22 protein-coding genes are annotated in these 24,549 nt (G+C 39.0%); 14 read left to right on the forward strand and 8 right to left on the reverse strand.

All coding sequences use genetic code 11. The features are described 5' to 3' along the window. Positions 1–2: 2 nt before the first annotated feature. From J7K05_00640 to ppsA, 9 genes are all read left to right on the forward strand, one after another. Entirely contained in the window at positions 3–581 is a 579-nt protein-coding gene (locus J7K05_00640) for a uracil-DNA glycosylase (protein MCD6194701.1), read from the forward strand. A gap of 88 nt (positions 582–669) precedes the next feature. Then, a complete protein-coding gene (locus tag J7K05_00645; GenBank protein MCD6194702.1) occupies positions 670–2,331 on the forward strand; it encodes a ribonuclease J in 1,662 nt (553 codons plus the stop codon). Between the two features lie 52 nt (positions 2,332–2,383). After that, positions 2,384–4,450: a DNA translocase FtsK gene (locus tag J7K05_00650; protein MCD6194703.1), complete on the forward strand. Its 2,067-nt coding sequence runs from the start codon at positions 2,384–2,386 to the stop codon at positions 4,448–4,450. 9 nt (positions 4,451–4,459) lie between these two features. Then, the gene (locus J7K05_00655; protein MCD6194704.1) at positions 4,460–5,131 is read left to right on the forward strand and encodes a helix-turn-helix domain-containing protein; all 672 of its coding nucleotides are present in this window, start codon (positions 4,460–4,462) and stop codon (positions 5,129–5,131) included. 59 nt (positions 5,132–5,190) lie between these two features. After that, positions 5,191–6,177 carry a recombinase RecA gene (gene recA / locus J7K05_00660; protein MCD6194705.1) on the forward strand — a complete coding sequence of 329 codons (987 nt, stop codon included), beginning with the start codon at positions 5,191–5,193 and terminating at the stop codon, positions 6,175–6,177. Next, positions 6,174–6,755 carry a regulatory protein RecX gene (locus tag J7K05_00665; protein MCD6194706.1) on the forward strand — a complete coding sequence of 194 codons (582 nt, stop codon included), beginning with the start codon at positions 6,174–6,176 and terminating at the stop codon, positions 6,753–6,755. The genes recA and J7K05_00665 overlap by 4 nt, the downstream gene beginning before the upstream one ends. After that, complete coding sequence (locus tag J7K05_00670; GenBank protein MCD6194707.1) at positions 6,752–7,087, forward strand: hypothetical protein; 336 nt, start codon at positions 6,752–6,754, stop codon at positions 7,085–7,087. The genes J7K05_00665 and J7K05_00670 overlap by 4 nt, the downstream gene beginning before the upstream one ends. Further along, positions 7,088–8,476: a pyruvate kinase gene (gene pyk / locus J7K05_00675; GenBank protein ID MCD6194708.1), complete on the forward strand. Its 1,389-nt coding sequence runs from the start codon at positions 7,088–7,090 to the stop codon at positions 8,474–8,476. After that, complete coding sequence (gene ppsA, locus J7K05_00680; GenBank protein ID MCD6194709.1) at positions 8,473–10,707, forward strand: phosphoenolpyruvate synthase; 2,235 nt, start codon at positions 8,473–8,475, stop codon at positions 10,705–10,707. Before pyk ends, ppsA begins: the two co-directional genes overlap by 4 nt. A gap of 19 nt (positions 10,708–10,726) precedes the next feature. Here the strand turns inward: ppsA and rpmA are convergent, their stop codons facing one another. Then, positions 10,727–11,038, reverse strand: a complete 312-nt coding sequence (rpmA, locus tag J7K05_00685) for a 50S ribosomal protein L27 (GenBank protein MCD6194710.1) — start codon at positions 11,036–11,038, stop codon at positions 10,727–10,729. Between the two features lie 144 nt (positions 11,039–11,182). Between rpmA and J7K05_00690 the strand changes: the two genes are divergently transcribed. Beyond that, positions 11,183–14,671 carry a DNA polymerase III subunit alpha gene (locus tag J7K05_00690; GenBank protein MCD6194711.1) on the forward strand — a complete coding sequence of 1,163 codons (3,489 nt, stop codon included), beginning with the start codon at positions 11,183–11,185 and terminating at the stop codon, positions 14,669–14,671. Here the strand turns inward: J7K05_00690 and J7K05_00695 are convergent. The 6 genes from J7K05_00695 to J7K05_00720 form a co-directional block, all read right to left on the reverse strand. Next, a complete protein-coding gene (locus tag J7K05_00695; protein MCD6194712.1) occupies positions 14,668–15,150 on the reverse strand; it encodes a PH domain-containing protein in 483 nt (160 codons plus the stop codon). The two genes, J7K05_00690 and J7K05_00695, sit on opposite strands and share 4 nt — an antisense overlap. A gap of 74 nt (positions 15,151–15,224) precedes the next feature. Further along, complete coding sequence (locus J7K05_00700; protein ID MCD6194713.1) at positions 15,225–16,238, reverse strand: undecaprenyl/decaprenyl-phosphate alpha-N-acetylglucosaminyl 1-phosphate transferase; 1,014 nt, start codon at positions 16,236–16,238, stop codon at positions 15,225–15,227. 4 nt (positions 16,239–16,242) lie between these two features. Then, positions 16,243–16,713, reverse strand: coding sequence for a nucleoside-diphosphate kinase (gene ndk, locus J7K05_00705; protein ID MCD6194714.1), 471 nt, complete (start codon positions 16,711–16,713; stop codon positions 16,243–16,245). 3 nt (positions 16,714–16,716) lie between these two features. Continuing rightward, positions 16,717–18,003 (reverse strand): insulinase family protein, encoded by a 1,287-nt coding sequence (locus tag J7K05_00710; GenBank protein ID MCD6194715.1) that lies wholly within the window; start codon positions 18,001–18,003, stop codon positions 16,717–16,719. Next, positions 17,996–18,469 carry a small multi-drug export protein gene (locus tag J7K05_00715; protein MCD6194716.1) on the reverse strand — a complete coding sequence of 158 codons (474 nt, stop codon included), beginning with the start codon at positions 18,467–18,469 and terminating at the stop codon, positions 17,996–17,998. Before J7K05_00715 ends, J7K05_00710 begins: the two co-directional genes overlap by 8 nt. Before the next feature lie 3 nt (positions 18,470–18,472). Then, a complete protein-coding gene (locus tag J7K05_00720) occupies positions 18,473–19,234 on the reverse strand; it encodes an undecaprenyl-diphosphate phosphatase (GenBank protein ID MCD6194717.1) in 762 nt (253 codons plus the stop codon). A gap of 121 nt (positions 19,235–19,355) precedes the next feature. On the opposite strand from J7K05_00720, the gene J7K05_00725 reads away from it, so the two are divergent. Next, positions 19,356–19,916, forward strand: coding sequence for a hypothetical protein (locus J7K05_00725; GenBank protein MCD6194718.1), 561 nt, complete (start codon positions 19,356–19,358; stop codon positions 19,914–19,916). Positions 19,917–19,951: 35 nt separating this feature from the next. Here J7K05_00725 and J7K05_00730 read toward each other — a convergent pair whose 3' ends face one another. Further along, on the reverse strand, positions 19,952–20,491 hold the full coding sequence (locus J7K05_00730; protein MCD6194719.1) for a hypothetical protein: 540 nt from the start codon (positions 20,489–20,491) through the stop codon (positions 19,952–19,954). Between the two features lie 254 nt (positions 20,492–20,745). Between J7K05_00730 and J7K05_00735 the strand changes: the two genes are divergently transcribed. Genes J7K05_00735 through rpoD form a run of 3 tightly spaced genes read left to right on the forward strand, consistent with a single transcriptional unit; the run spans position 20,746 to position 24,547 of the window. Then, positions 20,746–21,618: a polyphenol oxidase family protein gene (locus J7K05_00735; protein MCD6194720.1), complete on the forward strand. Its 873-nt coding sequence runs from the start codon at positions 20,746–20,748 to the stop codon at positions 21,616–21,618. A 39-nt stretch (positions 21,619–21,657) separates the two neighbouring features. Further along, a complete protein-coding gene (locus tag J7K05_00740; protein MCD6194721.1) occupies positions 21,658–23,409 on the forward strand; it encodes a DNA primase in 1,752 nt (583 codons plus the stop codon). 7 nt (positions 23,410–23,416) lie between these two features. Beyond that, positions 23,417–24,547, forward strand: a complete 1,131-nt coding sequence (gene rpoD, locus J7K05_00745; GenBank protein MCD6194722.1) for an RNA polymerase sigma factor RpoD — start codon at positions 23,417–23,419, stop codon at positions 24,545–24,547. Positions 24,548–24,549 lie beyond the last annotated feature (2 nt).

Here is a 24,549-nt window from a genome sequence, read left to right on the forward strand (position 1 = left end):
CAATGACTCGCTCTTGGGATAAGTTGAAAAAAGAGGTTTCTGTTTGTCAGCAATGCGGTCTTTACAAAACAAGAACCAAAGTTGTTTTTGGTGAAGGAGGTTTTGAGAAAAAGGTTGTTCTTATTGGTGAAGCCCCTGGCAAAAATGAAGATTTACAGGGTCGTCCTTTTGTGGGTTCAGCTGGCAGGGTTTTAGACAAAATGTTGGGGCTAGCAGGTCTTTCCCGCAATGATGTTTTTATCACTAATGTAGTTAAATGTCGGCCGCCGCACAATCGGGATCCTTTGCCAGAAGAGATAGAATCCTGTTTTCCTTTTTTGCGAAGGCAGCTGTTTTTAATTAAGCCAAAATTAGTTATTACTCTGGGTCGGTTCGCTTTGTCTCGGTTCAGTTCAGGCTTAATCAGTCAAGTGCATGGAGTGCCAAAGAGGGTAAAGTGGAGGTTTAAAAATAAAGAAATTAGTTTTATCCTTTTTCCTGTTTTTCATCCGGCGGTGGCTTTGTACAGGGGAGAATACCACAAGATGTTGGTCCAAGATTTTAAAAAAATAAAACGAATTATTAATTTAACTAAAGAGTGATTTAAAACTAAAAATTATTATGAGTCAAATTCAGGATTACCATCCAAACGGGCAAAACAACCAAAAGACAGTTCTTAATTTTGAGGAAATGGACGTATTGCGCATTATTCCTTTGGGCGGCTTAGGAGAGATTGGCCGCAATATGTTGGTTTTAGAGTATGGCAATGACATTATTATTATTGATGCCGGTATTATGTTTCCTCCGGAGGAAATGTTGGGTATAGATTTTATTATTCCCAACACCCGTTATCTTGATGACAAAAAAAAGAATATCCGCGGTATTATTATTACCCATGGGCATGAAGATCATATAGGAGCTTTACCCTATGTTTTGCCTCGTTTGGGAAACCCAGTGATCTATACTGCTCCTTTAACCAAAGGTTTAATTGAGGTTAAGTTGAGCGAGTTCAGTTTGCAGGCACCCCGGATCGAAGTTGTTAAACCGGGTCAAAAGATAAAATTAGGAGTTTTTGAGGTTGATCCTTTTGAAGTTAATCACTCTATCCCCGACACTTTAGGTTTGGCCATTGATACTCCGGTAGGTCTGCTAATCCATTCTGGTGATTTCAAATTTGATTTTACTCCTGTGTCTGGTTCACCTATTAATTTGGCCAAATTGGCTGAATTGGGCAAAAAGAATGTTTTAGCTTTATTTTCAGATAGCACAAACGTGGAAGTTCCGGGCTACACCTTGAGTGAAAAAACTGTGGGTGAGAACTTTTTCAATATCTTTAGTCAGGCAGAAGGAAGGGTTATTGTTTCCAGTTTTGCCTCCCTAATTAATCGTATCCAGCAGGTATTTGACGCCTCCAAGCGTTTTAATCGCCATGTTTTTCTCTCTGGAAGAAGTTTGATTGGCAACGTAAAGGTAGCTTTAAAACTTGGCTATCTTAAAGCTCCAAAAGATCTTTTAATTGACGCTCATCAATTAAAACAACTTCGTGATGATCAGGTAACAATTATGTGTACTGGTTCTCAAGGGGAAATGTATTCTGCTTTAGTGCGTATGGCTTCTGATGATCACCCCCATATTAAGATTAAACCCGGTGATACAGTAGTAATTTCTGCTTCCCCCATACCCGGCAATGAAACAGCGATTAACAGAACAATTAATAATCTTTTTCGGCGAGGAGCAAAGGTTATTTATGGTCGCGAACTGGATATCCATGTTTCTGGACATGCTGCCCAGGAAGAGTTGAAGATTTTTTATGAGATAGTTAAGCCCAAGTATTTTATACCTGTACATGGTGAAGATAGGCATCTGATTTTGCATTGCCGTTTGGTTCAAGATATGGGTCATAGCCCCAATGCTGCTTTTGCTTTAGAAGATGGTCGGGTTTTAGAAATTGATAAAAACCAAAATGCGAGATTGCGGAAGGAGGTGGTTCCTTCTGGATATGTGCTTGTGGACGGATTGGGAGTTGGCGATGTGGGTGATGTTGTTTTGAGGGATAGGCAGGCAATGAGTAAGGAAGGAGTTTTTATGGTAGTTTGTATTGTTAATAACCGCACTAAAGAATTAGTCAGCAGTCCAGATATTATTTCTCGCGGTTTTGTTTATATGCGCGCTCACGAAAAATTAATTCAAGAAGCTAGAGGCAGGGTGCGAAGTATTATGCAAAAGTACAGCCAAAAACATCGTGGAGATTGGAGCCATGTCAAAAACGAACTAAGGGACAGAATAGGTGAGTTTTTGTTTCAAAAAACTAAGCGCCGTCCTTTGGTTCTGCCAGTGATTATTGAAGTTTAGATTTTTAAAAGTTTGGTTTGAGTTAAAATAACAAAAAAGCTATAATAAGCAGGTGGCAAGAAAGAGAAGGAAGAAGAGTGAAGAAAAAGAAATAAAGTCTCTCGAGTCCCAAAGAGAACTTTTTGGGATTATTCTTTTGGCTTTAGCTCTTTTCTTTTTGTTTTCTCTTTTGAATAAAGCTGGTATAGTTGGCTATTACTTTAATCAAATCCTTTTCTTTTTGGGCGGCTGGGCTGCTTGGTTGTTGCCTTTTTTGCTGCTCCCTCTTATTTATATGCTATTGCGCAAAAAAGAGGTTTCTTTAAATATCCTCTTGGGCGAGCTATTTATATTTCTTTCCGCAGCTTCTTTGCTTTCTCTTTTAGGTATGGAGAAAGCTGTTATTAATTGGCAAGGATTAGGAGGGACTGTTGGGGGAGTTCTGGCTTTTGTGTTTTTTAAGCTTTTTTCTTTTTGGTTTAGTTTTTTCCTTTTGGTTCTTTGGTTTTTGGCTGGGCTGATTTTGAGTTTTAACTTTTCTTTGAGTTCTCTGGTTTCAAAATTTAAGCCTGTAACAAAGACTGAAAGAGAAAAGAAGAAAACAGAGGAACCTGTGGTGGCTTCTTCCCCTTTTCAAAAAAGAGGCCTTACTCTTTTTCCTTTTGCCAAAAAGCAGACCGAGACAGAGGGAGATAAAGAAGGCAAATACAGTATTGCAGTAGTAGACAAAGATTGGAACTTTCCTCCTATTGATCTTTTGGATGTTGAAGAAAAGAAACCTGATGGCGGTTCAGTTGAAAAAAGAGCTGAGATTATTAAAAAAACTTTGGCTGATTATGATATTGAGGTGGAAATGGGGGAGATTAGTGTGGGCCCAACTGTGACCCAGTTTACCCTAAAGCCTAAGACTGGGGTCAAGTTGAGTCAAATTGTTTCCCGGGCTGATGAAATCGCTTATGCTTTGGCTGCTCATCCTATTCGTATTGAGGCTCCTATCCCTGGCAAATCAGCTGTCGGCGTGGAAGTGCCTAATCAAGAGCAGGCAATTGTCAGGTTGCGCAGATTATTACAATCCAAAGAGTTTGCTCAGCAAAAATCTCCCCTAGCTTTTCCTTTGGGCAGAAATGTGGCTGGCAAGCCTTTTATAACTGAGCTTACGCGTATGCCTCATCTTTTGGTGGCTGGAGCTACTGGCACAGGTAAGAGTGTATGCTTAAATAGTATTTTGACTACTTTTCTTTTTCGTAATTCACCCAAAACTTTTAGATTGATTCTGGTTGATCCTAAACGGGTGGAATTTACTCTTTATAATGATATTCCCCATCTCTTGACCCCAGTTATTTCTGAAGTTGATAAAACCATTAGTGCTTTTAGATGGGCCACAGAAGAGATGGACAGACGCTATGTTCTTTTACAAGAAAAAGGCAAGCGGAATATTTTAGAGTTTAATCGTTCTGCCAAACCTGATGAACGTTTGCCTTATATTGTAATTATTATTGATGAGCTGGCTGATTTGATGGTTCAGGCCAGACGCGAGGTAGAAGCTTCAATTGTGCGTTTGACCCAGATGGCTCGGGCTACAGGAATTCATTTGATTTTAGCTACTCAGCGTCCGAGTACAGATGTTATTACTGGTTTAATTAAAGCCAATATTACTCACCGTATTGCTTTTCAAGTCGCTTCCCAAATTGATTCCCGCACAATTTTGGATCAAGGAGGGGCGGAGAAACTTTTGGGTCGGGGAGATATGCTTTATCTTAGCGCTGATTCGCCTAAACCAAAGAGGCTTCAGGGTCCAATGGTTACAGAAGAAGAAGTACGCAGAATAACTAATTACCTCAAAGAAAAAGGATCGCCTCACTATCAAGAAGAAATTACTTCTGCCAAGCCTCAAAGTGTTGGTTTAGGTAGTGATGGAGATGAATTGTTGGAGCAGGCGATTGAAGTGGTTTTGCAGGAGCGCAGAGCTTCAGCTTCATTGTTACAAAGGCGGTTGCGTATAGGTTATGCTCGCGCCGCTCGTTTAATTGATCTGCTGGAAGAAAAAGGAGTTGTTAGTCCCCAAGAAGGTTCTCGTTCGCGTCAAGTTTTAATTGATGAGCAAACCTTTCAAGATATGAAAGAAAAAGGTTTGTTTTAAATAGGTATTATGGAAGCAAAATTTTCTCGCCGCACAATTGAGACACCCAAGAGTTTGGGTCGGACCTTGCGGAGCAGACGTCTAAAAAAGGGGATAACTCTCAAGGAGGCGGCTCAAAAAACAATGGTGCGCAGGCACTATCTTTACTATCTCGAGACTAATCAATTTAAGCTTTTGCCTCCAGAACCTTATGGTTCTTATTTTGTTAAGCGGTATGCTGATTTTTTGGGACTTAACACTGAGGAAATAATGGTATGGTATCAGCAGGAGATTGGTGCCAGACAGAAAGATTCTGGCATAGTTAATCCTCCTGAGGAAGTACGTTTTTCAGTTCTTGGCTTTTTCCGCCAGCGTTTACGTTATTTTATTTTAGGTGGCTTGGCGATTTTGCTTTTGAGTTCTTTTTTGGCATATGAAGTAGTAGGTTTTACTCAAGGTCCCTACCTAAATATTGTTGCTCCCGAGCAAGAGGAGATAAGCACTAAGGAAGTTTTATTTACTATTAGAGGGGTAGCTGACAAGGAGTCATCTTTAACTTTAAATGGTGAGCTGATAGAGCTTGATTCGGGTGTATTTGAGAAAGAGGTAGTTCTTAAACCGGGGCAAAATCGCTTTGTTCTTGAGGCTCAAGATAATTTAGGGAAGAAAACCAAAAAGGAAATTGTTATTTGGCGTCTTTAGTTTGACGAGCTACTTGGCTCTGCTCTAAAATTAAAGTTAGAAAAACATAATTTTTAACTATGCGAGACAAACGCAAGGAAGCGATTAAGATGGCTTTAGAACAAATTGAGCGCAACTTTGGCAAAGGCGCAATTATGCCTTTGGGCGCCAAAGAGGCGTTGGATGTAGCCACTATACCCACCGGTTCTCTTTCTTTGGATTGGGCTTTGGGAGTTGGGGGTTTGCCGCGAGGAAGAATTGTCGAGATTTATGGCCCTGAGTCTTCAGGAAAAACAACTTTAGCTTTGCATGTAATTGCTGAAGCCCAAAGAAAAGGAGGTTTAGCTGCTTTTATTGATGCTGAACATGCTTTTGATCCAGAGTACGCCAAGCGTATAGGCATTAACCTTGAAGATCTTTTAGTTTCTCAGCCTGATACTGGTGAGCAGGCCTTGGAGATTGCTGAAACATTAGTGCGTTCCAATGCTTTAGATGTCATTGTGGTTGATTCTGTAGCTGCTTTAGTGCCTCGGGCAGAAATTGAGGGTGAGATGGGTGAGTCGCAAATCGGTCTTCAGGCGCGGCTTATGAGTCAGGCTTTGCGCAAATTAGCTGGAGCTATTTCCAAATCAAAGACTATGGTTATCTTTATTAACCAGATTAGAATGAAGGTCGGGGTTTTGTTTGGCAATCCTGAGACAACTCCGGGTGGTTTGGCTTTAAAATTTTACTCTTCAGTTCGTTTAGAAATTAGACGTATTGGTCAGATTAAAAAAGGAAATGAGATTATTGGTAATCGTATAAGGGTTAAGGTGGTTAAAAACAAAGTGGCTCCTCCTTTTAAAACCGCTGAGTTTGATATTCGTTACGGTCAGGGTGTTGATAAAGTAAGTGAAATTTTAGATGTAGGCGAGGAAACAGGAGTTCTTTCGCGCAAGGGAAATACTTATTATTTCGGCAAACAAAAATTAGGCGTTGGTCGTGAAAAAACGTTGGCATTATTAAAGGAAGATAAGCGTTTGGCTCAGCGTATCAGGAAAGAAATAGTGGCAAAAATGGAAAAATGAAATGGTCTGTTAAGAAGAGAGGGCGTTTTTGGTTGGTTCAAGGGGGTAGAGAAAAGTTTTGGCTAACACCGTATTTTTTTAAAAAGCTTTCTCCTTATTTTAAACAAGGGGTTGGGGCTGAAAAGATAAAAGAGCTTATTCTTTCTTTGCTCAAAGAAAGAGTGATTTACTTTTTGAGCCTTAGGGACAGAAGCGAGTTTGAAATTAAAAACTATGTTTTTAGATTGCGGCAGGAAAAGTTTTTACCCCAAATTATCAAATGGCTTAAGCATTTAAATCTTCTTAATGATTATAGTTTTGGTTTAAAGTTTGTTGACTATCAAAAACAGCGGCTTTTTGGCCCTTTTTATATTGCCCGCCAGCTTAAGAACAGGGGGTTGAATGAAAAACTTGTTGAGGAAGTTTTGTTAAAGAGCTATACTAAAGAAGAAGAGAGAAAAAAAGCAAGAGCGTTGTTTAAAAAATACAGCCCCAAGAAGCGGCTTAAAAATATCAAAGAAAAGGCAAAAATGCTGCGTTTTTTCTCTGGCCGGGGTTTTAGCAGAGAAATAATTTACGAACTAATGGAGGATTTATGAACAAAGAGATTAAAGAAAAAATATACGCTTCCCTTTATTATCTTGGTGGTTTGGGTATTATTTGTTTTTTGAAGAGATCAACTTCTTTTGAGAAGTTCCATGCTGTTCAGGGTTTGAGTTTATTTTCTTTTTTCAGTCTTTTGGTTATTTGGCTGTTTGTATCTTTATGGTTAGTGCCTATTTTATCCTTTCTTTCTATAATAGGATTTTTAGGGGTAATATTTTGGCTAGGTTATGGTTTAAGTTCAGTTTGGCGCGGTCAAAAACTTAATCTTTCAGGATTGGAGTTTGTATCTCGTCCCTTTTCTTCTCGTTTGATCGAGGAGGTTTAGATGAAGGTTAAAATTGTTGCCACAATTGGTCCTGCCTCTGGAGATTTAGAGGTGCAAAAAGAAATGGTGGAGGCCGGGCTTTCAGTAGCACGGTTTAATTTTTCTCATGGTCAAAGAGAAGAGTTTAAAGAGTGGGCACAAAACTTTAGGTCCCTAAGCTCGCAAACAAAACAACCAGTAGCTATTTTACAGGATCTTCAGGGTCCACGATTAAGATTAGGAGAGTTAAAAAAAGAAAAAACTCTGTCTTTAGGGGAGGTTCTAAAAGTGGGTGTGCGTCGTTCGGGCAATGATTTGGTTTTAGATAATCCTGAAGTATTTGCTGATATTAAGCCTAAAGAACGCATTTTAGTTAATGATGGAGTAGTGGTTTTGCGGGTAAAAAAGAAAAAAAACCATAGTTTGGTTTGTGAGGTGGAAAGAGCAGGCAAAGTTAGAAGTCATAATGGAGTTAATCTGCCTGATTCCAAAATTTCTTTCCCTTCTTTAACTGAAAAGGACAAGGAAGATGCTTTGTTTGGTTTAGAACTCAGAGTTGATTACATGGCTTTATCTTTTGTTCGCAAAGCTGATGATATTAGACAGTTCAAAAAATACCTTGGTCATCGTAGTAATTTTAGGCCTCTTATTATTGCTAAAATAGAAAAACGAGAGGCAGTTGAAAATATAGAGGGAATTTTAAAGGTAGTTGATGGAATTATGGTTGCCAGAGGCGATCTTGGTATTGAGATGCCGCGAGAGGAAGTACCCTTGGTGCAAAAAGAGCTAATTAAAAAAGCGATTGCTGCCGGCAAAGCAGTGATTACAGCTACGCAAATGTTAGAGTCAATGGTTAAAAGACCTTTGCCAACGCGGGCAGAGGTAAGTGATGTTGCCAATGCAATTTTAGACGGGACAGACGCGGTAATGCTTTCAGAAGAAACTTCTATTGGCGATTATCCAGCGGAGGCTCTAAAAGAGATGGTTAAAGTGATTAAGGAGGTTGAGGAGGCTTATGATAATAACAGGTCAATTGGCCAAAAGCTTATTTCTGAAGTAGATGTTTTGGGTGAAGCAGCTTGTCGAATGGCTCAGGAGGCAAAAGCCCGTTATATTGTCTCTGTTACTAATTCAGGCCACACTGCCAGAATGATTGCTAAGCATAGACCAAAGACTCCTATTTTGGCTCTTACTCCTTACGAAACAGTGTGGAGACAGCTTAGTTTGGTGTGGGGAGTTACGCCTTTGCTTCTGCCAATGTTTCATACTACTGATGAGTTAATTTATCAAGCGACTAATTTGGTTAAAACTAAAAAATTAGTGAAACCTAAAGATAAGATAATAATCGTTGCTGGTCATCCAGCTGGCAAAAGAGGGCGGACTAATCTTTTGAAGCTTCAAATTGTATGAGAAACAAAATTATTTTTTGGTTTCCGGAAATTTCTCGTCGGGATATATCTTTGGTTGGGGGCAAAGGGGCAAATTTAGGAGAATTGAGTCGAGCCAACTTTCCTGTCCCTGAAGGTTTTTGTCTTTCCACTAAAGCTTACTTTGATTTTATTCGCCAGTATAAAATTGACGAAATTATTGAGGAAGAGCTGACAGCTCTTAATTATGAAGATAGTGAATTATTGCACAAAGCTTCTGCTGTTATCAAAGAAGCGATTTTAGATGCTCCTTTACCCAAGAAAATTGAGGAAGAAATTATCAAAGCTTATGAAAAAATAGACAATAGTTTTGTAGCCGTACGTTCTTCAGCTTCAGCTGAGGATTTGCCAGAAGCATCTTTTGCTGGTCAGCAAGCTACCTTTTTGAATGTTAAAGGAAAAGATAAGCTTCTTGAAGCTGTTAAAAAGAGTTGGGCTTCTCTTTTTGAGGCAAGGGCGATTTACTACCGCTTTGTAAATAATTTTGATCATCTTAAGGTTGGCCTCTCAGTAGTGGTACAGCGAATGATTCAATCTGAGGTTTCAGGAGTGATGTTTACTGTTGATCCTCTAACAAATAGAAAGGATCTAATTTATATTGAAGCAGCCTATGGTTTAGGAGAAGTAGTTGTTTCTGGTGCAGTTAGACCTGATCGTTATTGGGTTAAAAAACGTTCTTTTACTATCAGTAAAAAAGATATTTCGCGGCAAAATTGGATGCTGAAAAAGCAGGGTTTGGGGGACAGGCGGGTACCAGTAGCTTGTTCTTTGCAGAATCAACAAAAACTTGCTAATGAACTAATTATTCAGTTAGCCCGCTTGGGAAAAAAGATTGAAAAACATTATGGTGTGCCTCAGGATATTGAGTGGGCAATGGAGAAGGAGAAACTCTACATTGTTCAGGCTCGTCCTGTTACCACATTGGAAAGAGGGAAAAAACAAAAGGAGGTTAAGGCTAAACATATTTTACTTAAAGGTCAGGGTGCTTCCTCGGGCCAAGTTTCTGGCAAAGTGGTTATTATCTCTTCACCAAAAGAGCTGAATAAGGTCAAGAAAGGGGATATTTTGGTGGCAAAAATGACTAATCCCAGTTATGTGCCAGCAATGAGAAAAGCTGCCGGTATTATTACTGATGAGGGTGGAGCAACCTCCCATGCCGCTATTGTTAGTCGGGAGTTAGGTATTGCTTGTGTGGTGGGCACAGAAAAAGCTACAAAAGTGCTTAAAAACAATGAGTTGGTTACTGTTGATGGAGAAAGGGGGTTGGTTTATGCCGGTGATGCTGTAATTAACAAAGAAGTTTCGGTAATAAGCCACAAAAAACTCCCTAAAACAAAAACTAAAATTTATGTCAATTTGGGCGAAGTGGCAGCTGCCAAAAAAGTGGCTAAACTTTCTGTTGATGGGGTCGGGCTTTTGCGGGCTGAGTTTATGATTGCTGAAATTGGAGTTCACCCCCGTTATATGTGGGAAAAGGGGGAAAGTGGGAAATTTGTTAAGCGTTTAACTGAAGGAATCAGGGTTTTTGCTCAAGCTTTTAACCCCCGGCCAGTGATTTATAGAGCGACAGATTTTAAAACCAATGAATATCGCAATTTAAAAGGGGGGGAGAAGTATGAAAAAACAGAATCTAACCCAATGCTTGGGTATCGAGGGGCAATGCGCTATATTCAAGAGCCGGATCTTTTTGGGTTAGAGCTGGAAGCTTTAAAGAGGGTTCGCCGTCGCTACAAAAATGTTTGGTTAATGATTCCTTTTGTGCGCACTGTTGATGAGATGAAAAAAGTTTTGTTTTTGCTCAAAAAAGCAGGTTTAAAACGCAGCCAAAGTTTTAAGGTTTTGGCTATGTGCGAGGTTCCTTCTACCGTAATTTTAGCTGATAAATTTATGGAAACTGGCATTGATGGTTTTTCTATTGGCTCCAATGATCTCACCCAGTTGCTTTTAGGTTTAGATAGAGACAATGAAAGATTAAGTTTTGAATTTGATGAGAGAGACCCGGCTGTAATCTGGGCAATTAGGAGAATTATTCGCTTAACGCATCGCAAAAAAGGCTTAGTTTCTATCTGTGGTCAGGCTCCTTCTCGGTATCCGGAGTATGTTAGATTCTTAGTTAAAGAAAAAATTGATTCAATTTCAGTTAATCCCGATGCAGTGGAAAAAACTAAAAAAATGGTGGCTGAAATAGAAAAAGAGCTTAAAATTAGCAAATAGGAGCCGAATTTCAAAAGGGTTATTTAGCAGCAGAAGCGCTGCTTTTTTTTGTGTTCGTGGGGATAACGCTGACAAAGGTTTTTAGACGAGTTTTTCCGTAAAAATTGCTTTTCTTTTTTTTAAAAAACTTCACCCGGCCCTGTTTAAGAGCAAAAATGGTAAAATCTTTACCTAAAGCAACGTTCTCGCCCGGGTTATATTTAGTCCCTCTTTGGCGGATAATAATTTCTCCAGCCTTAACTATCTGGCCGTCAGTGCGCTTAACGCCCAGCCTTTTGGATTCGCTGTCTCTACCCAGCCTAGTTGATCCTTGCGACGCCTTATGAGCCATAACCAAATTTAGTTTAGACAAAAAAACAATAAAGGGGAAATCTCTTTTTGTCAAGAGTTTTATCAGGGTATTTTAAAACTATTTTTAGTTTTAAGATTCCCCACTTTGTTTTGTTTTTAACTTTTTGTTAAATTTAAATACAGTATGGCTCGACCTGAATTTGTTCATCTTCACGTGCACTCGCATTACTCTATTTTAGATGGATTAGGCAAAATTGACTCATTGGTAGAGAAGGCAAAGAAGCTAAAACAGAAAGCTGTGGCTTTAACTGACCATGGCGTGATGTATGGAGCGGTGGAATTTTTTCTTAAAGCTAAAGAAGCGGGTATTAAACCAATAATTGGTTCTGAAGTTTATCTTGCCCCTAAGTCAATGGAAGATAAAAGCAGGGAGGACACTAACCCTTACCACCTTGTTCTATTGGCTAAAAACGAAGAGGGCTATAAAAATTTGATGCATCTTTTAACTTTGGCTCATCTTAAAGGGTATTATTATAAGCCGCGCATAGACAAAAAAACACTTAAAAAATATGCTAAAGGATTAATTGCCCTTTCTGCCTGTTTGCAGGGGGAAATCCCCCGTTTAATTTTAAGCGGCGCTCAAGACAAGCTCAAAAAGTCTTTGGATTTTTATCAAGAGGTTTTTGGCAAGGATTTTTATTTAGAGATACAGCACCATCCTAATATTGAGGAACAAGCTAAAGTAAATCAGGAAATAGTAAAAATAGCCAAAAAGTTAGGTATCAAGGTTGTAGCCACTCAAGACGCACACTACCTTGATATTGAAGACAAGGAGGCGCATGAAGCGCTTCTCTGTATTCAGACAGGCCGTTTTCTTTCTGATAAAGACAGAATGTCAATGGCTGAGGATAATTTTCATTTGGCTTCTACTGAAGAAATGGCAGAGGCTTTCAAAGAATATCCTCAGGTTTTAAAAAATACGCTGGAAGTGGCAGAAAAAATCGAGTTGGAGATCAAGCCTTCTGGAAAATTGCTTTTGCCCAAATTCCCTCTTCCTAAGGGATATACAGCAGAAAAGTATTTACGGGAGTTGGCTTTAAGGGGTTTGCGTTGGCGTTATGGCAGCTGGTCGCGCGAAAAGGCTCAAGCCTCTGAATCAAATAATTTTGAGGTTTCTAAAGAGGTTATGGACAGGTTGAATTATGAGCTTTCAATTATTGAAAAAACAGGTTATGCTTCCTATTTTTTGATTGTTGCTGACTTTATCAACTTTGCCAAGAACAAAGGCATAGCTGTAGGGCCGGGTAGAGGAAGTGCTGCTGGTAGTTTGGTTTCTTATCTTTTGGGTATTACTGACATTGATCCCTTAAGATATGGTTTAATTTTTGAACGTTTTCTTAACCCAGAAAGAGTTTCCCCGCCTGATATTGATATTGATTTTGCTGATGATCGACGAGATGAAGTTATCCAGTATGTTCGTCACAAATATGGCGAGGATAAGGTGGCCCAAATTGCTACCTTTGGTAAAATGGAGAGTCGTCAGGTTGTCAGAGATGTAGCCAGAGTAATGGGTTTAAGTTATTCTGACGGAGATCGAATTGCTAAAGCTATTCCTTTTGGCAGCAAACTTGAAGAAGCTCTAGAGGTTTCACCAGAATTAAAAAAGATGTATGAGAGCGAAGATCAGGTGCAGAAGGTTGTTGATTTGGCTAAGCGTTTGGAAGGGGTAGTGCGTCAGACTGGTATTCACGCTGCCGGAGTAGTTATTGCTCCTGAAGAGTTGCCTAATTTTACCCCTCTTCAGCGTGCGCCCAAAGGCGATCTTTCTATTACCACCCAATACTCAATGTACGATATAGAAAAGCTTGGTTTGGTAAAGATGGATTTTTTGGGTCTTTCTAATCTTTCCATTATTCAGCAAGCTTTAAGGGTAATCGCCAAAACCAAAGATACAAAAATCGATATTTCTAATTTGCCCCTAGAGGATAAAAAGACATTTAAACTTCTTTCTCAAGGTTATACAGTTGGTGTTTTTCAGCTTTCCAGTGAAGGGATGAGGCGTTACTTAAAGCAGCTTAAGCCTTCCCAGTTTGAGGATTTGATTGCTATGGTTGCCCTTTACCGTCCGGGGCCAATTGAGTTTATTCCCCAATATATTGCTGGCAAACATGGCGCCGAAGTCAAATATTTACACCCAAAACTTGAGTCAATTCTTCAAGAAACCTACGGGATTGCTGTTTATCAGGAACAGGTGCTTGAAATTGCTCGTCAGCTTGGAGGTTTTACTTATGGTGAAGCTGATATTTTAAGACGGGCAGTAGGCAAAAAAATCAAAGAGCTTTTATTAGAACAAAAGAAAAAGTTGATTAGCGGTATGCTTAAAAATGGGGTGAATAAGGGAGTAGCTAAAAAAATATGGGAGTTTATCCAGCCTTTTGCTCGTTATGGTTTTAATAAATCTCATGCTGCTGGCTACGCTATGATTGCCTACATCACCGCTTACCTAAAAGCTAATTATCCATCAGAATTTATGTCCGCTCTTTTAACTGCAGATCAGGAGGATTTGGATAAAATTGCCAGGGATATCGCTGAGTGTGAAAGAATGGGGATCAAGGTTTTGCCGCCTGATGTCAATGAGTCATTTGTTGAATTCGGCGTAGTTAAGGATACAGGAGATATTAGATTTGCTTTAGCGGCAATTAAAAACATAGGGGAGACACCAGCTGAGGTGATTGTGGAAGAGCGGAAGAAAAATGGTGCTTACAAAACTTTAGAGGATTTTCTTAAAAGGCTTTCGCCAATAATAAACAAAAAAATTTTGGAAAGCTTAATTAAAGCTGGAGCGCTGGATAGTTTTGCCGAAAGGCAACTTCTTTTGCACAATTTGGAAAAACTACTTCGGTATGCCAGCTCCTTTGCCCGACGTAACCAGAGTAATCAGACAGATCTTTTTGGTATGAGTGAAAAACCGATTTTAAAGGAAAATTTAGATCTTGAGCCGGTAGAACCAGCTAGTGAATCGCAAAAGATGAGCTGGGAGCGGGAACTTTTAGGTATTTATCTTTCTCTACATCCTTTAGATAATCATAAAAAACTTCTCAAGTCTCTACCTTATCAGATTAAGGATTTAGCACAAATGCCAGAGAACAAACAGGTTATTGCTGTGGGTGTTATTACTGAAATTCAAAAGATATATACCCGTTCTCAAGAACTTATGCTTTTTGTCCGTATTGAAGACAAAACCGCTTCAGTTGAGGCTTTAGTTTTCCCAAAAGTTTTGCAGGAATTTGGCGATGTTTTCCAAATGGATAGTGTCATTGGGATCAAAGGGCGTTTAACTTTTAAGGAGAGAGGAGAAAGAACAACAGAACCTAAAATTATTGTGGAAAAAGCCAAAAGAGCTGAACACATTCAGATTAAGACAAATGCGAAAAAATTGGACACACCTCAGCGTCAGGCGCTAATCCTAAAACTCTCCCATTACTCTCGTCCCTTGATGGAGTCCTTGAAAAATATCATTACTTCCCAAAAAGGAGATCTCCCTGTTTATTTAGTAGTTAGGGAGAATGGGATTGATAAAGAGATACGTCTGCGTCAGGGAGTTAATTGTTCCAAAAAACTGCTAAAAGAGATGCGTTCTCTTTTGGGTAAAGAAAATGTTTCTTGGCGTTAAACATTGTGTCTTAGCCAATATTCTTTGAGATTTAAAATTTGGCGCTTGAGTTTTTCCGGGTTAGCTACTTTTTCTAATTTAATTTTGCCGCCCGGTGTTTTAATAATTAGGTCTCCAAAACCAAGTATAGATGCTTTTAAGCCTTTGATTTTATACTCTACCTCTAAAATATCTTTGAGGGCAGTCTCTTTTACTTTAGTTTCAAAGGCTCCTTTTTGGGTTTTGGACCATAATCTTTTATTGGTCAAAAAAGCTTGATTGCGGTAGAAACGAGAATAGCTAAAGATGGCGTAGGTTCCTAAAACGCCAACACAGATTAAAAAAACAACAAAGAACCAAAAAGAAAATCCTGCTTTAGCTAAAGTAAAAGCTAAAAGAAAAAAAGCTAAACTGAGAGACCAGAAAAGCGGCCAAACTAAAAAATAAGAATGAGGAGTGATTTCCAGAAGTATTTTTTCATCTTCGTCCAGATCAAACATAGTTTTAATGTATAAAATATGGCAAAAGAAGACCCAAAGCAACTATGACAATAATAACAATCCAGATAACGCGCTTAAGTTCTTTCATTGTTTCTTTTTTCTATTATATCTAAAACTGCGAAAAAAATGAGGCAGACTCCAGAGAGAATAACTAAACCAAAAAATTTAATTTGGGTTGAAGCAGGAATAATCAGCAATCCAAAAACAAGCGATATTAGCCAGAAGAAAAAAGTTGTCTGTTTTTCGCTTAGTCCCAATCTGAGCAGGCGGTGATGGAGGTGGCGCTTGTCTGCCAAAAAGATATTTTTTTTGCCTTTAATCCTTTGCATTATCACCCATAATCCGTCTAGTATAGGCAGACCCAAAACTAAGAATGAGGTTGCTAATTTGGAGCCGCCCAAGATAGAAGTAAGGGCTAGCATAAAGCCCAAAAAATTGCTGCCTGAATCACCCATAAAAATTTCTCCTTTAAGAAAATTGTAAGGCAAAAAGGCTAAAAGGATACCGATTAAAATGCTAGCCAAAAGTACAGCAGGAAAGGCATTTACCCAAGGTAGAAAGGCGGTGTAAATAATAGCTAAGAAGGCAATAATGCTGACTCCGGCAGCTAAACCGTTCAGCCCGTCCAGCCAATTAAGGATATTGATAAGCAGAACAACCCAAAATATAGTAGCAAGAGCTGAAAACCAAAAATTAAGAGTAATCATGCCCAGCAAAGGGATATTAATAACTTCTATTCTAATGCCTAGTGCTACCAACAGCCCGGCGCCAAGCAGTTGTCCCAAAAGTTTAATTTGTGGAGAGAGATTAAAGATATCATCCAAAAGTCCAACAACAAAGATAATCAAAGCCGGCAGAAAAATTTTTCCCAAAACAGCTAAACTAAGATAAGAAAAGTGAGAAAAAAAGGAAACAGCAAGTAAAACAAGCCAAAAAGCAGAAAAGAAAATAATTCCTCCTGTGCGGGGAACAGGTTGTCGGTGGATTTTTCGTTTTGCTGGCTGGTCTAAAATCTGAATTCTTTTTGCCAGCGGGTAGCCCAGCAAAGAGGCAAAGAAGCTGGCAATTGAAGCAAGGATATAAATCATATTTTTAGGATAGATCCTCTTTAGAATAAAGTATATTCCAATCTATCCGTTCATAAGGGAAAAGCTCTCTCTTTTTAAAGAAGCGCTCTATCTCTTTTTTGGCTGTTTCAGGTGAGTCTGAGGCGTGGACCACATTGTGAGATATTGAGATGGCAAAATCCCCCCTGATTGTGCCCGGAGGTGCTTCAACACCAAAAGTAGGCCCAGTAATTTTTCTCACTACTGAGACCGCTTCATTGCCCTCCAAAACTATCAAAATTGTAGGAGAGAGTTTCATAAAATCCACCAAATCTTTGAAAAAGGGCTTGCCGCGATGGTGAGCATAATGTTCGTGCAATACCTTGTCTTTTAGATGGACCATTTTTAGACCAATGATTTTTAGCCCTTTGCGCTCAAAGCGGTGGATGATTTCGCCAATCAGCCCGCGGTTGACAGCATCAGGTTTGACAATAACCAGCGTTCGTTCTAAAGCCATAATTTATTTTATTTTCTGAATTAATTCTAACAGGCCTTCTTTTTCTTTCAAAGGTCCTAAAAGAGTAAGAGCTGTGTTTTGGGGTTTAATTAGTTCTCTAAGGACCCTGTCCATGTCTTTTTTGGTGATTGCCTGAGTGGTTCTTTTTATTTCCTCTATGGATAAAGGACGGTTAAACAGCCTGATGCCTTCTAAGGCAAAATGAGCAATAGTTTGAGGGTTGTCTAAGCTTGTCTCTAGTTCTCCAAGATTGCCTTTTTTTGCCTCCCTGAGTTTTTGCTCGTCAATACCAGAAGTTTTTAGTTTTTGGAAAATCTTTCCCATTTTCTGGATTGCTTTTTTTGTTTTTTCCGGGGCAAAGCCGCCAGATACAGAAAGAAGCTGAAAACTTTTAAAGTCAAAACTATGGGCACTAATGTCATAGCTTAGGCCAAGTTTTGTTCTGATTTCAGAGAATAAAATCGAATTCAGACCTTGCCCCAAAATTTTTGCCAAAAGTTGTATAGCAATGTTTTCTTTGAGGTTTGCTGGCTTTACTCTTTCAAAAAGCCAAACAAGGTTAGTCTGCTTAATTTTTTTGTAATGCACAGCAAGGCGTGGTTTTTGGGGAGAGACGTAAGTGGGGATAGAACGTTTCCGCTCTAGCGGCTTTTTGTTGGGAATAAGTTTTTCTACTTTTTCAGCGAATTTATGTGTCCCGGGGCCAGAAAGAGTTATAACGCAGTTTTGGGGAAGATAGTTGTTTTGCCACCAATTTGTAAGTTTTTTTTTATCAATGCTTTTGATTGTTTTTTGGTAGCCAATAGTTGGTTGCGAAATTGGATGGTTAGTATTTAAATTTTTATCTGCCAGTTCATCTACATAGCTGTCCGGCCTGTCTTTATACATTTTTCTTTCTTCTAAAATTACCTGTTTTTCTTTTTCTATCTCTTCTCTTTTTTTGATTGCTAGGGGATTGAAGACAACATCAAAAAGCACAGGGAGGGTTTTTTCAGTGTATATTTTTGGGCTAACTAACCAAAAAATAGTGCGTTCAGCGCTGGTAAAGGCGTTGATTATTCCCCCGTATTTTTCTACCGCAGCTCCTATTGCTTGTTCGTTAGGGTGTTTTTTACTTCCTTTGAAAACCATATGCTCTAAAAAATGGGATATGCCGGCTTCTTTTTTGTTTTCCAAAAACGATCCCACCCAAAAATTAATGTTTAGAGCCAGAGAATGCAGATGGTTTAATTCAATACTAATGATTTTGGCACCTTTTGTTTTTTTTAGCCTGAATTTTATTTTAGACATAACTAAGAGTTAGTTGTTTGCCTATTTTGAGACTCAAGACAATAAGGACTGCTTGGATTATAAGTCCCAAAAAAATTAAAAACAAGGATGTGCTTTTTTTAGGATTAAAAAGATAAGCAACTAAGCCTGCTGTATAACTCCCTCCTATGATAGGTATGGGTACAGCAGCAAGAAGAAAGATTAACCCCAGTCCCAGACGGCGAAAGTTTTTCTCGTGTTTTTGCCGGGTATAGAGAAAAATCTTTTCTTTTATTTTCTTTAAAAAAGGAATAAAGTCAATCAGTTTTTCTATTTGCCCCAAAAGCAAAATTGTGATCAACCCCCCCAGCCAAGCACCAATAATGCTGATTGTCATTGCCGCTAAAAGAGGGAGATTGTATTGAAGTAAAGCCAAAGGGATTGAGCCTCTCATCTCAACTACAGGGGCAAAAGCCAGAAAAAGTATTTTTAGGTATATTGCTAACATTGGTTAAATTAAAAAATAGATTATTATCCCTGAAGCGACCAAAAAGCGCCAGATAGCGAAGGGCCAAAGGCGGTGATGTTCTAAATAGCGGAGGAGCCAGGCTACAACTAAATAGCTAAAGGCAAAGCTGGTTAAAAAGCCTATTAGATAAGGCACAAGAAAAGAGTGGTTTAAGGAAATAATTTTTGGAGCTTCTAAAAGAGTTGCCCCCAGTATGGCTGGTGTGGCTAAAAGAAAGGAGAACTTGGCTGCTTCTTTTCTTTTTAGACCTAAAAATAGGGCTACAGAAATTGTAATGCCTGAACGGGAAACACCCGGGAAAAGGGCCAAAGCTTGGGCTAAACCAATTAGCAAAGCATCTGTTAAAGTAAGCTGTTTTGCTGTTTTTTCTCCGGTTTTTTGGTCTGCCCAAATCAGAATCAAGCCAAAGAAAATAAGATTAAAGAGAGTCAGACTGGTTATGCGCCAAAACGATGGCTGGGTTTTTTCCAGAACAATACCTAAAACCGTAGCAGGGATTAAGGCTAAAAAGAGTTTGAAAATTAAGGAAGAAGACAGGGGGCGTTCTTTAAAAAGAGCTGGCCACTTTTTAGCAAAATAAACAATTAGAGCTAAAGCAGAACCAAAGTGGATAAAGACATCAAAGCTCAAGTCAAAAGAAAGATGAAATAATTTTTCAGTTAAAAAAAGATGGGCTGAAGAAGATATAGGTAGAAACTCAGTTAAAGCTTGGATTAAAGCTAAAATTACTGCCTGAATACCCATTACTTAGATATCATACATTTTTTAAGAGATAAAATTCAAGTTTCTCTTGATGAAAATAAATTTTTTATTTAGTTTAAAAATCACTTTGACAAGTTAGTGTTTGACGAAGGAGGGGACACACATGGCGGTTTTGGATCGGGCTGTGATTGTCGCCGGCAGGAGGATTCTGGCCGGGGACAAGAGGGTACTAATCAACAACCTCGTTATTTTCGAGAAAGGATCAAAGGGGTGGCACTTTGACCCCAGCGGCTGGTTGCTTGCTGGGGAGGCAGGGGTGACGTCAGACGAGCTCTGGCACATACTCACCCATCCTCCATTCAATTTTCCTTTAGATTCCTGCTGGGACAACAAAAAATGCTCGGAGGATAAGTGTTGTAAGATTCCTCCGGGGCTGACAGAAAAAGAGTTCACCTCTTTTTTGGAGGCAGGCTACGATTGGGACCTTTTTGACTTTAGGACTTACATGGTCCGTCCTAGGAAAGGCGAGGACGGCTACTGCATTTTTCACAATTCAGAAGGAGGTTGCCAGCTCTTTGGCAGCCCCTTGCGCCCCCAGCAGTGCCGTTGGCGTTACTGCTGGGATGACGTTTTAGACAACGGGCCGGATCTGTCCCGTTACATTTTGAGCTGGTACCCACCGGCACCCTCAGATAGGGTGCGCCAGCGCTATAATCTAAGGTAACCAAAGCAAAAGACCCTGCTTATTAGCAGGGTCTTTCAGTTTATTGATATTTCTGATAAGTGCTCTCCCAAATTAACCACTGTATTAGCTTCTATCTCCAGCCAATAGTTAACAGGAGAGACAGAAGGTTCGGGTGAAGAGGATACATATGGAAATGGCAGATAAAACTCTGGAATTACTATTTCTACATTTGGATTGATGTTTTTGACCTCTTGAACACTTTCAACAAAATCGCCGTCCCGCGACATAAGAGCCAACTTCTCTCCTTTAGACAGGGTTCGCCCCTTTTCTACAATTAGCTCTTTTATTTTTTGATCTACCCACGCATCTTTTTTTTCAAAAATAATAGAGTCCCTATCTTTGAGAAAGGTTATAACACGTGGGTCACAAGAGATAGCATAAACAAAGCTCTTGTAAGCTTCACTTATAGGTTCTAAGGAAACATATAAGAACTCAAACTTTTTTCCTACCAACAGTTCTGCCACCTTAATTATATCTAAGTTGCAGCCGCAGGTCTCCATTATCTCCCGCCGCCAGTAGTTCCAGTTGGGTCCGTCCACAATAACAACATTCACTTTTATCTACCGCCTTCTGCCTTGTTTTGAATGTCCTAATGTTGTATCAGTTTTAGCACTTTTTATATTTTTGTCAATGTTTATTTAAAAAATAAAAGCAAAAATAAAGCAAAACACTTTAAAAACACAGATGCTTAAACCTAATTTACAAGTTTAAAACTTTTTGCTTTAGCTGTTTGAAAATTTTTAAATAGTTTATTTTTTTAGTTTTTGTTTTTTGTTATGCTATTTTTAAAGACAAATTAATTTTTATTATGGCAAGTAAAGAAACAGGGATGATTTCTGAAAGTTTGACACATGAGCGCGAACGGGAGGAGCGAATAAAAGATGGGGTTTGGCGGCCAAAGATTTTAGCCCCTTTTAGAGAAGTGGTTTGCGGTGCTTCTACAAAGAGTTTTCCGGGTTTAATTTATCTGCGAAATCCTGATCGTTTTAAGGAGCCTTTAACAGAACCACAAAAAGTAAGGGCAGCCAAGAGTTTGATTTCTTTTATCAGAGCTCTTGATCCTGATCTTGATCCTAAAAAAGTTGCTTATCCAGAGCTTAGCCATTCAACTAATATGGTAGTTTTAGATGAACAAACAGCAAAAAGACACGTTGAACCAAGAATAAAGATTGAAAATACCGATGGTTTAATTTCTCAGCTTAAAGGCTACACCTTAATGATTTTAGGAGCAGATTGTCCTTCTATAGCTCTTTTTGATCCTAAAACTCACTCTGTGGGTGTTTTTCACTCAGGTTGGCGGGGAACTGCTCAAGGCATTGTAATTGAAGGGGTAAAGAAGATGCAGGAAGTTTTTGCTGCTAATTCTAGTGATTTTTACGCCGTAGTAGGTCCGGGCTACAGCCGCAATTATGAAGTTCGCGAAGATGTACTGGAGGCATTTAGAGCCAGCCAAATTTTTTCAGAAGAAGAGCTGAACCGCTTTTTTGTTCGCAAAGACGAAGAACACTTTAATTTAGATCTTCACCAGGCTTTAGCTCTTGAGCTCCAAAAAGCAGGTGTCCCTGAAAATCAAACAGAGATAACCTCTTTGCGAACAGATTTAGATAATGATCTTTTTCCTTCTTATCGTTTGGAAAAAGATCAAGCTGATCGTTTTGCCTTTGCTATTGCTTTAAAATAACTTTACAAGCAAGTTTTTTGTTTTTACTCTTAAAGGGCAATGCCAGATCCCTTAGAGGAGATTAAACAAAAAGTTGATATTGTTGATTTAATCTCTTCTTATATTTCTTTAAAAAAGGCAGGTCGCAACTATAAAGCCCTTTGCCCTTTTCATCAGGAAAAAACCCCTTCTTTTATGGTTTCCCCGGAAAAACAGATTTGGCACTGTTTTGGTTGTGGTCGCGGAGGTGATGCCATTTCCTTTGTTATGGAAATGGAGGGTTTGGAGTTTTATGAGGCTTTAAAGTTTTTAGGGGAAAAAGTGGGGGTAAAAGTAGAGCCCCTAAACCAAGAGGCTTATTCAGAGAAAAAGCGCCTCTATGAGCTAAATGAGATAGCGGCTAAGTTTTTTCAGTATGTTTTATGGAAAACTGCTCCCGGCAAGAAAGCACTGAAGTATTTGCGTGATCGCGGACTAAAAGATACAACTATTGATGAATTCCACATAGGTTATGCTCCTAATCAAAAAGATGCTTTAAGCAAATTTCTGCTTAAACGTAAATACCCTGTTCCACTTTTGGTAAAATCAGGTTTAGTTATTAAAAAAGATAATCCGTCTCCAAAAGAAACTCCTATTTTTGATAGGTTTCGCGGTCGCGTAATCTTTCCTGTATTTAATCAGGGGGGTTCAATTGTGGGTTTTTCTGGAAGAATTATGCCTCATTTGGAAAGCGACAATTTAGCTAAATATCTTAATTCTCCTGATACCCCTGTGTTTAATAAAAGTTTTGTTTTGTATGGCTTAAACTTTGCCAAGCAGGCAATTATGAAAAAGGGTTTTGTTGTTTTAGTAGAGGGACAGATGGATGTTATCTCTGCTCATCAAGCAGGCTTTTTAAACACAGTGGCTTCTTCTGGCACTTCCTTAACTGAACCTCAGCTTGATTTGCTCCGCCGATTTACTAATAAGATATATTTTGCCTTTGATCAAGATTCAGCTGGGCAAGTTGCTACTGAAAGGGGGATTGAGTTAGCTCTTAAGAAAGGTTTTTTGGTATATGTAGTGTTTATTCCTAAGCCGTATAAAGATGTAGATGAGTGCGTAAAGTCTAACCCTAAAAAATGGGAGGAAGCCTTATCTAAAAAGCGCAGTATTATTGAATACTTTTTTCAGATTTATGCCAAAGGGGCCAAGACTATTGAGCAGCGCAAAGAAGCAGCAGAAAAAGTTTTGCTTTGGATTAAAGTGATCCCTGACCCGATCTTACAGGGAGAGTGGATGCAAAAGCTGAGTTCTGCTCTTGATATTGGAGAACCCTATCTTTATGAGGCTTTACAGAATCTCTCTAAAGATAAAGTTAAAACTCAACCAGTCGGGGGAGACAAAGCTAAATCTTCTTTTGGCAAAGAGGAAGTAAAAAAACGAATTGTGGCTTTTTTGTTTGTTTTTCCTTCATTCTATAAAAGATCAAAATCTAAACTAAATAGACTTTTGAAGCAAAACAAACTTTACAATCTTTGGTTTAAATTCTACAATCAGAAAGATAGAGTTAAAGATAGTTTTTTGGCTCGTCTTAAAAGCCCAGAGTTGCCTTTAGCAGTACTGGAAGTGGAGAATGATTATGATCAGGGTGACAAAAAGTTGGCTTGGCAGGAATTTAATGATTTAGTGCAGTTTTTATACAGAGAAGCAAAAGAGATGCAGATTGCTAAGCTTCAGCGTCAGATTAAAATCTGTGAGAAGAAAAAAGATTCCCTTCATCTTAAAAAACTTCTTAGAAAATTGCAAGATTTAATTATGGATAAACAATAAAATTTTTATGGTTGATCCCAATGTTTTACGTTTTCATCCAGAGAATCTTCATGATGTCCCCCCGCGCTTTCAGGAATTGATTGAGAAAGGGGATAGGGACGGTTTTGTTTCTGCTAAAGAGATTTTAAACCTTATCCCTAATCCTGAATCTCGGCTTAAAGATGCTGACTATCTTTTTCTTTTATTGCAAGAAAGGGGAATTGAAATGATAGCCGGAGAACCAAAGCGAATTTTGGACAGATTTATGGAAGATGAAAAACGGGAGGAAGAGGAAGCTCTTTCTTCAATACGCATTAATGATATCTCTGATTATATTGATGACTCTGTTAGGCTTTATCTGCGGGAAATAGGTAAGGTTTCTCTTTTGACGCCTGTGTCTGAAAAAGCTTTAGCCAAAAGAGTGGCTTGGGGAGATGAGGTAGCCAAAAGAAAATTAGCGCGAGCGAATTTGCGTTTAGTTGTTTCTATTGCCAAAAAATATATTGGCAGAGGTTTGGGTTTTTTGGATTTAATTCAAGAGGGCAATATTGGTTTAATGCGCGCGGTCGAGAAATTTGATTGGAAAAGAGGTTATAAGTTTTCTACCTATGCTACTTGGTGGATTAGACAAGCAATTACCAGAGCCATTGCTGATCAGGCGCGTACTATTAGAATTCCTGTACATATGGTGGAAACAATCAACAAAATCCATAAAGCCCAAAGGATGTTGGTTCAGGAATTAGGTAGGGAGCCCCTGCCTGAAGAGATTGGAGCTGAGATCGGTTTGCCTGCAGAAAAAGTTGAACAGATTTTAAAAATGACCCAAGATACAGTTTCTTTAGAGGCTCCTGTGGGTGAAGATGAAGACTCAATTTTAGGAGATTTTATTGAAGACAAGCAAGCTGCTACTCCTGAGGATGCTGCCTCCCAGCAGTTTTTACGCCAACAGATCAGAGATATTCTTAAATATCTGACTCCGCGGGAACAAAAAATTTTAAGGATGCGTTTTGGCCTTGAGGACGGGGAGACTCATACTCTTGAAGAAGTAGGAAAAGAGTTTGGGGTAACCCGTGAAAGAGTGCGCCAGATTGAAGCCAAAGCCTTGGAAAAGCTAAGAGAGATGAAGGTTCATCGTCGTCTAAAAGAATACTTGCACTAAGT

The sequence above is a fragment of the bacterium genome (genome assembly GCA_021157605.1).
Taxonomy (GTDB): Bacteria; Patescibacteriota; UBA1384; order JAGGWG01; family JAGGWG01; genus JAGGWG01.